Source organism: Escherichia sp. TW14182, assembly GCF_000208525.1.
Lineage (GTDB): Bacteria > Pseudomonadota > Gammaproteobacteria > Enterobacterales > Enterobacteriaceae > Escherichia > Escherichia ruysiae.
In genome coordinates, this window is sequence record NZ_AEJZ01000221.1 from 1 (window position 1) to 8731 (window position 8731).

The window sequence follows — 8731 nt, forward strand, 5'->3', positions numbered from 1 at the left end:
TGTTTGAAACACTACTAACATTAGCCATCACGCTGACGTTAAGCTGGCTCTCGATGCTATATCTACCGTGGCCTTTTACTTTCATTATTGTGCTGCTGATGTGGAGCGCCGTGCGCCTGCCACGGATGGAAGCCTTTTTGATCTTCCTCACTACAGTGATGATGGTGTCGCTGATGATGGCGGCCGATCCGACTTTACTTGCCACGCCGCGAACCTACTTGATGAGTCACGTACCGTGGCTACCATTTTTGCTGATCCTGCTGCCCGCCAACATCATGACCATGGTGATGTACGCCTTTCGCGCTGAACGCAAGCATATTTCAGAAAGCGAAACCCGCTTTCGTAACGCTATGGAATATTCCGCCATCGGCATGGCATTAGTGGGCACCGAGGGGCAATGGCTGCAATCCAACAAAGCGTTATGCCAGTTTCTCGGTTACAGCCAGGAAGAGTTGCGCGCCCTCACCTTCCAGCAACTTACCTGGCCGGAAGATCTCAATAAAGATCTGCAACACGTTGAGAAGCTAATTAGCGGTGAAATAAATACCTACTCGATGGAGAAACGTTATTACAACCGTAATGGCGACGTTGTCTGGGCGCTGCTTGCCGTCTCGCTGGTGCGCCACACCGATGGCACGCCGCTCTACTTTATTGCGCAGATTGAAGACATAAACGATCTTAAACGCACCGAACAGATTAACAAACGCCTGATGGAACGGATAACGCTGGCTAATGAAGCGGGTGGGATTGGCATCTGGGAGTGGGAACTGAAGCCGGATATTTTTAGTTGGGATAAGCGGATGTTCGAGCTATATGAAATTTCGCCACATATCAAACCGAACTGGCAGGTGTGGTATGACTGTGTGCTGCCGGAAGATCGCCAACACGCCGAAAAAGTGATTCGTGATTCATTACAGGCTCGCTTGCCCTTTAAGCTGGAATTTCGCATCACCGTGAAAGACGGTATTCGTCATATCCGCGCCCTCGCCAATCGGGTGCTGAATAAAGAAGGCGAAGTCGAACGATTGCTCGGTATTAACATTGATATGACCGAAGTGAAACAGCTGAACGAGGCGCTGTTTCAGGAAAAAGAGCGCCTGCACATTACGCTGGATTCCATCGGCGAAGCCGTGGTCTGTATTGATATGGCGATGAAAATTACCTTTATGAATCCGGTTGCAGAGAAGATGAGCGGCTGGACACAAGAAGAGGCGTTGGGCGTTCCACTATTAACAGCATTGCAAATTACATTTGGCGACAATGGGCCGTTAATGGAGAACATTTACAGTGCCGACACGTCGCGTTCCGCTATTGAACAAGATGTCGTTCTCCACTGCCGCAACGGCGGCAGCTACGACGTCCATTACAGCATTACGCCGTTAAGTACGCTGGATGGCAGCAATATTGGTTCGGTACTGGTCATTCAGGATGTGACTGAGTCACGTAAAATGCTGCGCCAGCTTAGTTATAGCGCCTCCCATGATGCCCTGACGCATCTCACTAACCGTGCCAGTTTTGAAAAACAACTGCGAATACTGCTGCAAACGGTAAGCAGCACGCATCATCGACATGCACTGGTGTTTATCGATCTTGATCATTTTAAAGCGGTGAATGACAGCGCCGGGCACGCGGCGGGCGATGCTTTACTGCGTGAACTGGCGTCGTTGATGCTCAGTATGTTGCGCTCCAGCGATGTGCTGGCGCGACTCGGCGGTGATGAATTTGGTCTGTTGCTACCGGACTGTAATGTTGAAAGTGCCCGCTTTATCGCCACACGCATTATCAGTGCGATTAATGACTATCACTTTATGTGGGAAGGCCGCGTGCATCGGGTAGGTGCCAGCGCAGGGATTACCCTTATCGATGACAGCAATCATCAGGCGGCAGACGTGATGTCGCAGGCCGATATCGCCTGTTATGCTTCGAAAAATGGTGGGCGTGGTCGGGTGACGATTTACGAACCACAGCAAACTGCCAAACATAGCGAACAGGCGATGATGTCACTCGATGAACAGTGGCGGATGATCAAAGAGAATCAACTGATGATGATCGCCCACGGCGTCGCTTCACCACGAATCCCGGCTACGCGTAATTTGTGGCTGATTTCGCTTAAGCTCTGGAGTAGTGAAGGTGAGACTATTGATGAACTGGCATTTCGTCGTAGTTTCAGCGATCCGGCGCTCAATCTCGCTCTTGACCGTCGGATAATACATGAGTTTTTCCAGCAGACAGCAAAAGCGGTTGCCAGTAAAGGCTTAAGCATCGCCCTCCCCCTTTCCGTTGCCGGGTTAAGCAGCGCCCCGCTGGTGGATAAACTGCTTGAGCAACTGGAAAGCAGTTCCCTACCGTCACGGTTATTACATCTGATTATTCCGGCTGAAGCGATTTTCGACCACGCAGAAAATATGCATAAATTGCGGCTGGCAGGCTGCCGGATCGTGCTCAGTCAGGTGGGGCGCGATCTGCAGCTCTTCAACACGCTGAAAGCAAATATGGCGGATTATCTGCTGCTCGACGGTGAGTTATGCGCCAGCGTACAGGGTAATTTGATGGATGAGATGCTGATATCGATCATTCAGGGTCATGCCCAGCGGCTGGGGGTGAAGACCATCGCGGGGCCAGTAGCGTTGCCGCTGGTGATGGATACGCTTTCCGGCATGGGTGTTGATCTGATTTATGGCGATGTCATTGCCGACGCTCAGCCTCTGGATTTGCTGATTAATAGCAGTTATTTCGCGATTAACTGAGTATTGCCTGATGCGACGCTGACGCGTCTTATCAGGTCTACAATTCGCTCATTCCCCAGACTGGATAAGACGACCAGCATCATACTTCTTCTGGTTGCCAGCCTTCCGTATACCAGATATGCAACAGCGCATAAGAACGCCAGGGTTTCCAGCGTTCGGCATAACGGCGGATTTGTGCCGGCGTCATTCCTGGAAATCGCTGTTTAATCAAATAATCATCCGGCAGGAAAACATCTTTCGCTTGCCAGCCACGCAAGGCGAAATAATTCGCCGTCCAGCGCCCAATTCCAGGAAATGTTTGCAGCGTTTTCATCGCTTGCTCAACGTCGCCCGGCATTTTCATCGGCAAGGAGCCATCCAGTGCCGCATTGGCTAAATGAATCAGCGCCTCTGCCCGTTTCAACGGCATCCCCAACCCTTTTAGTGCCTGCGGGTCGGCTGCAGCCAGTCGTTGGGGGGTGGGAAAGCAGACATATTCAGGGAAATCATCCAGCCGTTCGCCATAAAGCTGCGCCACTTTGGCAGTCAATTTTGCCGCCAGCGCCACGCTCACCAGTTGGCCTAAAATCGCGCGCACGCCCTGCTCAAAAGCATCAACACTCCCGGGCAGACGTAGCCCTGGCCGCGCAGCGCCTAACTCGCCCAATGCACCGTTAACAATCTGCGGATTACATTGCAGATCAAACAGGCGGCTCATTTTCGCCAGGCACTCGGTCGCTACCGCTTCTAATCCCGAACTTACATTCACTTGCAACGTATTAGTTTCGACATCAGGAACCACCTTTATCACGCCGCGATGTTCGCCCACCGCCAGACTACGGGCATAATAATTGTCCGTGACTGTTTCTACGCCACTCACCGCACGGGCGGCAAGAAATCCCAACATCCACGACCAGTCATACGGCGGCTGCCAGTTCAGGGTATACATCGCATCTCCTTTTTTATCCGCTTTCAGCATAAACGTTATTCAGACGCTGCGCTTTGCTTTCATATTCCGGTTGTCGCGACGGCAACATTTCGCTAAAGTCACGCCCCTTCTTCACCGGCATGGGGATTATTTCGTGTTTATTGGTTTTGATTACGGTACAGCAAACTGTTCAGTGGCGGTGATGCGCGACGGTAAACCGCAGATGTTGAAAATGGAAAATGACAGCACGCTGCTGCCTTCAATGCTTTGCGCACCAACGCGTGAAGCAGTAAGCGAGTGGCTGTACCGCCATCATGATGTTCCGGCAAACGATGATGAAACGCAGGCGCTGTTACGTCGGGCGCTTCGTTATAACCGCGAAGAAGATATCGACGTCACGGCGAAAAGCGTGCAGTTCGGTCTTTCCTCACTGGCGCAGTATATTGATGATCCGGAAGAAGTGTGGTTTGTGAAATCACCGAAATCGTTCCTCGGTGCCAGCGGGTTAAAACCACAGCAGGTGGCGCTGTTTGAGGATCTGGTCTGCGCAATGATGTTGCACATTCGCCAACAAGCGCAGGCGCAACTGCCAGAAACAATTACCCAGGCAGTCATTGGTCGTCCAATCAACTTCCAGGGATTGGGCGGCGATGAAGCAAACGCCCAGGCGCAAGGGATTCTGGAACGTGCGGCGAAGCGTGCCGGATTCAAGGATGTGGTATTCCAGTACGAGCCGGTGGCGGCAGGGCTGGATTACGAAGCAACCTTGCAGGAAGAAAAACGCGTACTGGTGGTGGATATCGGCGGTGGTACTACTGACTGTTCATTGTTGCTGATGGGGCCGCAGTGGCGTTCGCGTCTCGATCGTGAATCCAGCCTACTGGGTCACAGTGGTTGCCGTATTGGTGGTAACGATCTGGATATCGCACTGGCGTTTAAAAACCTGATGCCGTTACTGGGCATGGGTGGCGAAACCGAAAAAGGTATAGCCCTGCCGATCCTACCGTGGTGGAATGCGGTTGCCATCAACGACGTACCTGCGCAGAGTGATTTCTACAGTAGCGCCAACGGTCGCCTGCTTAACGACCTGGTACGCGACGCCCGCGAGCCAGAGAAAGTCGCCCTGTTACAGAAAGTTTGGCGGCAACGTTTAAGTTATCGTCTGGTGCGCAGCGCGGAAGAGTGCAAAATTGCCCTTTCAAGCGCAGCGGAAACCTGCGCGTCGCTGCCGTTTATCGGTGACGAACTGGCAACGTTGATTAGCCAGCATGGACTGGAAAGCGCCCTCAACCAGCCGCTGGCGCGGATTCTGGAACAGGTGCAACTGGCGCTGGATAACGCCCAGGAAAAACCGGACGTTATCTACCTGACCGGCGGTAGCGCCCGTTCGCCGCTGATTAAAAAGGCTCTGGCAGAACAGTTGCCGGGCATTCCAATTGCAGGTGGCGACGACTTTGGCTCCGTCACCGCCGGGCTGGCGCGTTGGGCAGAAGTAGTATTTCGTTAAATAAGAAATGGCTCAGCAGCGGCTTAAATCTGCCTGCGCCTGAGCCAGTTTTCCTGCCGCCTGATGTAACGGCGCCATCAACGGCATGGTTCGTGCGGGAGCATGAAGGCGAAATCGCTGTAACTCTGCCGCGCCCTCTGTCAATGCGGCTTCCAGCCGATGACGTTTGGCGGTCATTTTCGCCATTACCGCTTGTCTGTCTGCTGGCGTTACCGCTTCGTTCGGCCTGAAAACAAAACGGCGTTCGCTACTCGCTTTCCAGTCGATAACCGCCTGGGTCAGATGATCACCAAAACCTTTTACTTGCTTAACTCCACGGCGGTTCACATCTGCCGCTGTTTCGATACCAAAGGACCGTAACGCCGCTTTACGCGCGGGACCAACGCCGGGAATAGAGGCAACATCAATAAAAAATCCCTCCAGAAACTTCTGCTTCTGGCGTTCCCTTGCGGTGTTGTGAAGTGCTGTCAACTCGCGTTTTTCGTCTTCCGGCAATCCCAAAAGCTCGTCCTTCATTTTTTCAAGCATCGTCCGTTTGGCGATAAAACCTTCCAGCCCACCCACCTGCTGGATCTGGTTAACTAAATGATCATAGTCCATTTTTGCACGATTAAACGCCTCACGGCGTTGCTGGATTTCTGCTTTGTACGCTTTGCTTGTCAGGCTGCCAATAATCCAGATAGCCGCCAGCACAGGAACTAAAATAATATAACGCGGTTCTGCCTGAAGGCCGCAAAGCAACAGCGATAACGCTGACAGTGCGATCTCAATCAGAATGATGTATTCACTCCGTAACAGGCCTAAAGGAAGCGGCCTGCCAGTCGGTTGGAAGTGATCGGGTAATGGCAGTTGCAATGCTGGCGGTGCTACTGATGCCATCACCATCGCCCAGACTTTCGCCAGCACAAAATCCCCGCCGGTGGTAACAACCTCTTCGCCGAGATCAATAAAATAGATAACGCCTTGATTATCCAGCGCACACCACGGGCAGTCGGTCAAATGACCGGGGTAAACATGCATTACCGAAGCAGTACATTTCTTTAACTGTTGGCGTAAAGAATCCAGTGCCGCTACCCACGCTTTTGCCGTCGGACGCGCGGTTGCCACGCCACTTTCGGTGAATGCCTGCTGAAACATGCCTTCAACATCACCCGGTAACATCGATAGCGGAATAGATCGTGGCGGCGGTTTTAAGCCACGTCGCTGATTGTCTGATGCATAGGCATAACGGAAATGAGCAATATCCTTCTCCAACGCATTACCCGCTTCGGCAATAAGCGGTACACCGGAATAAGGATGCCGACCACCAAACAAGACGTGAAAAATCAGCAACGCAAGGCCAAAATTATCGTGATTTACGGTGCGCTCAAATCCAACAAATGACGGCAAGGTTTGCAGCTCTGGCGGCGTAAAATGCGACACGCCGACTTCGCATAAATGCAGCGTGCCATTAGCGTTAATCTGAAAGGAGTCGCTGTCGATCAACACCACTTTGCTGTCACGGCCTACCATAAAGCTGTTCTGGTTTACGTCACCCACGACATGCCCGTGCTCGTGAACCGTAGCAAAAGATGAAGCAATATTGCGCGCAACATAGAGTAGAAAATCCCATGCACAGTGAGGGTAACGTTGACGACGATGTGCCGGGCTATAGATCATATGAATAGGTTCTTTACCAGAAACTTTTGGCATCATAAAACCGATAACTTTTCCGCCTCGTCCACCGTGAAGCGTTGACTGCGGCCAGGCGACATAATTCAACAACTGCGCGTCAGCTGTCGCAGCCATAAAGGCAAGTTTGTCCTGTTTTAAGGCGGGTGGCGGCGTGTGATAAATCTTGGCGACGCTATCGACAAACTCATTGATATCATAAACCGCGCCTTCGCCGCCTTTGCCTAATTCATGACCTGGCGTCACGCAATCGCCAGCTGCGGTATATATAGTTGATTTCACGGCAACCACATGGCCAGCGCCAGCGTTTTATCATCATCGGTGCGTTCATTCACTGCGGGGCAGGACAAAAATTGCTTTAGCAAATCTGGCAATATATCGCGTTGTTCCGACGTTGCTGACGCCAGTCCATTGAAAAATGGCGCAAAGAAAGGCACATGGGGAGAATTATCCAGCATATTTAACGCCAGCCGCTGAATACCGTCCGTAAATGCAGCCACTTTTATCACCTGCGCATCGCAACTGTAAGTCTCAAGGCGCGTGACAGCATCTTCATCAGTAATGAAATAGGTCATATTGGCATATTCGCCATTCATCGGCGTTAGTGGTAGCTGTAGCCCTTCACCAAAATCCACCACCACGCCACCATCGCCAATCTGCATAATCAACGTGCCGGTCGCTGATGATATAACGCCCAGAAAAGTACAGGAAAAATCACGAACCGCCAGTTCTTCAGCTTGTGCACGGGCAGTAATACGGTGGCGAATTGCCAGCACAATATCTGTCGCAAGCACATCATTCAGACCACATTCACCACCCTGTACTTTTTGCATCATAAACGCCATCGCTTCATTGACGGCGAGCGTCGCGCCTTCGCCACCCTGCGAAACGCTACCTGCACCATCAGCAAGGAACATCACCAGTAACGGTTGCTGGTCGTTTAGCCAGACAACCTGCATCTGGCAGGCATCCTGGCAAGGTAAGTCCGCGCTGATATGCGACGTTCCGACGGCTGATGAATAGACCAGACGCCAGCTCACACTGACGTCCAGCCTTTTGGCGCTTCCAGTACAACTTCCGTTCCCGGCGTGGAGCGGGAAACCGAACGTAGCGAACTGGATAACCAGCTAAACAGTTCACGGAATTGTAATCCCTGCAACGGCAAAGGCTGACGGACGCTGATTTGTGCCAGAGTATTCATATCAGCCCCCTGAACACCGATGGTAAAGAAGGCAAACTTCTTATCTTCTTCTCCCTGAAACACTTTACTGGCAGCAGCCTGCCACTCATCGGTTGGCGCGCCATCGGTGATCAAGAAAATCCACGGGCGATAATACGAAATACCATTTGCACGGTACTCACGTTTCCGCTCCTCAACCATATTCAGGGCTTTGGTAATTGCAGCGCCCATTGGCGTATTGCCTTGAGCAAACAAGATGGGCGGGAAAAAGTTAGCGGCGCTGGTAAATGGTTGTTCCACATGCACCGGGCCGAAAGTCACAATGCCGAGTTCCACTCTTTTTAAGGCCAGCGGATCTGCAAGCAGTTCATCGCGAAAGGTCACCAATCCTGCGTTAAGTTCGTTAATGGGTCTACCGCTCATCGAGCCAGAAACATCCAGCAGTAAAATACAGGGGCAACGTGGTTCCGGGTTACTGGCAAAATCGCTGGTGGCAAACGTAATTTGTTCGCTCATAAGAGTTCCTTTCTTAGAGAATTATTGAGATTCGGTATCATACCGAGAGCAATAATAAATTAAGAGCAAGCGAAGATACTTTCAGAATTAAGCCCGGCGGCGCAGATAAGTTTGCTATTCGCCTCGCAAGAACGTGGGCTTACAGATTGACAATAAGGGTGGAGTAACATAAGTTCAGGAGTGAGGGTAGAGCGGGGTTTCCC

At 51.8% G+C, this 8731-nt stretch carries 6 protein-coding genes; 2 read left to right on the top strand and 4 right to left on the bottom strand.

Features of this window, described 5'->3' with window-relative positions:
- A partial coding sequence (locus EQY_RS0117160) for a diguanylate cyclase (protein ID WP_000385851.1) occupies positions 1-2747 on the top strand: 2747 nt, incomplete at its 5' end.
- A 79-nt stretch (positions 2748-2826) separates the two neighbouring features.
- Here EQY_RS0117160 and alkA read toward each other — a convergent pair.
- Positions 2827-3675: a DNA-3-methyladenine glycosylase 2 gene (gene alkA, locus EQY_RS0117165; RefSeq protein WP_024212632.1), complete on the bottom strand. Its 849-nt coding sequence runs from the start codon at positions 3673-3675 to the stop codon at positions 2827-2829.
- A 133-nt stretch (positions 3676-3808) separates the two neighbouring features.
- Between alkA and yegD the strand changes: the two genes are divergently transcribed.
- Entirely contained in the window at positions 3809-5161 is a 1353-nt protein-coding gene (yegD, locus tag EQY_RS0117175) for a molecular chaperone (RefSeq protein WP_000469767.1), read from the top strand.
- 12 nt (positions 5162-5173) lie between these two features.
- Here yegD and EQY_RS0117180 read toward each other — a convergent pair whose 3' ends face one another.
- From EQY_RS0117180 to EQY_RS0117190, 3 genes are read right to left on the bottom strand one after another with little or no spacing between them, the layout of a single operon-like run.
- On the bottom strand, positions 5174-7114 hold the full coding sequence (locus EQY_RS0117180; protein WP_024212633.1) for a helix-hairpin-helix domain-containing protein: 1941 nt from the start codon (positions 7112-7114) through the stop codon (positions 5174-5176).
- Complete coding sequence (locus EQY_RS0117185) at positions 7111-7872, bottom strand: PP2C family serine/threonine-protein phosphatase (RefSeq protein WP_000119109.1); 762 nt, start codon at positions 7870-7872, stop codon at positions 7111-7113. The genes EQY_RS0117180 and EQY_RS0117185 overlap by 4 nt, the downstream gene beginning before the upstream one ends.
- A complete protein-coding gene (locus EQY_RS0117190) occupies positions 7869-8528 on the bottom strand; it encodes a vWA domain-containing protein (protein ID WP_000003183.1) in 660 nt (219 codons plus the stop codon). Before EQY_RS0117190 ends, EQY_RS0117185 begins: the two co-directional genes overlap by 4 nt.
- Between the last annotated feature and the right edge of the window lie 203 nt (positions 8529-8731).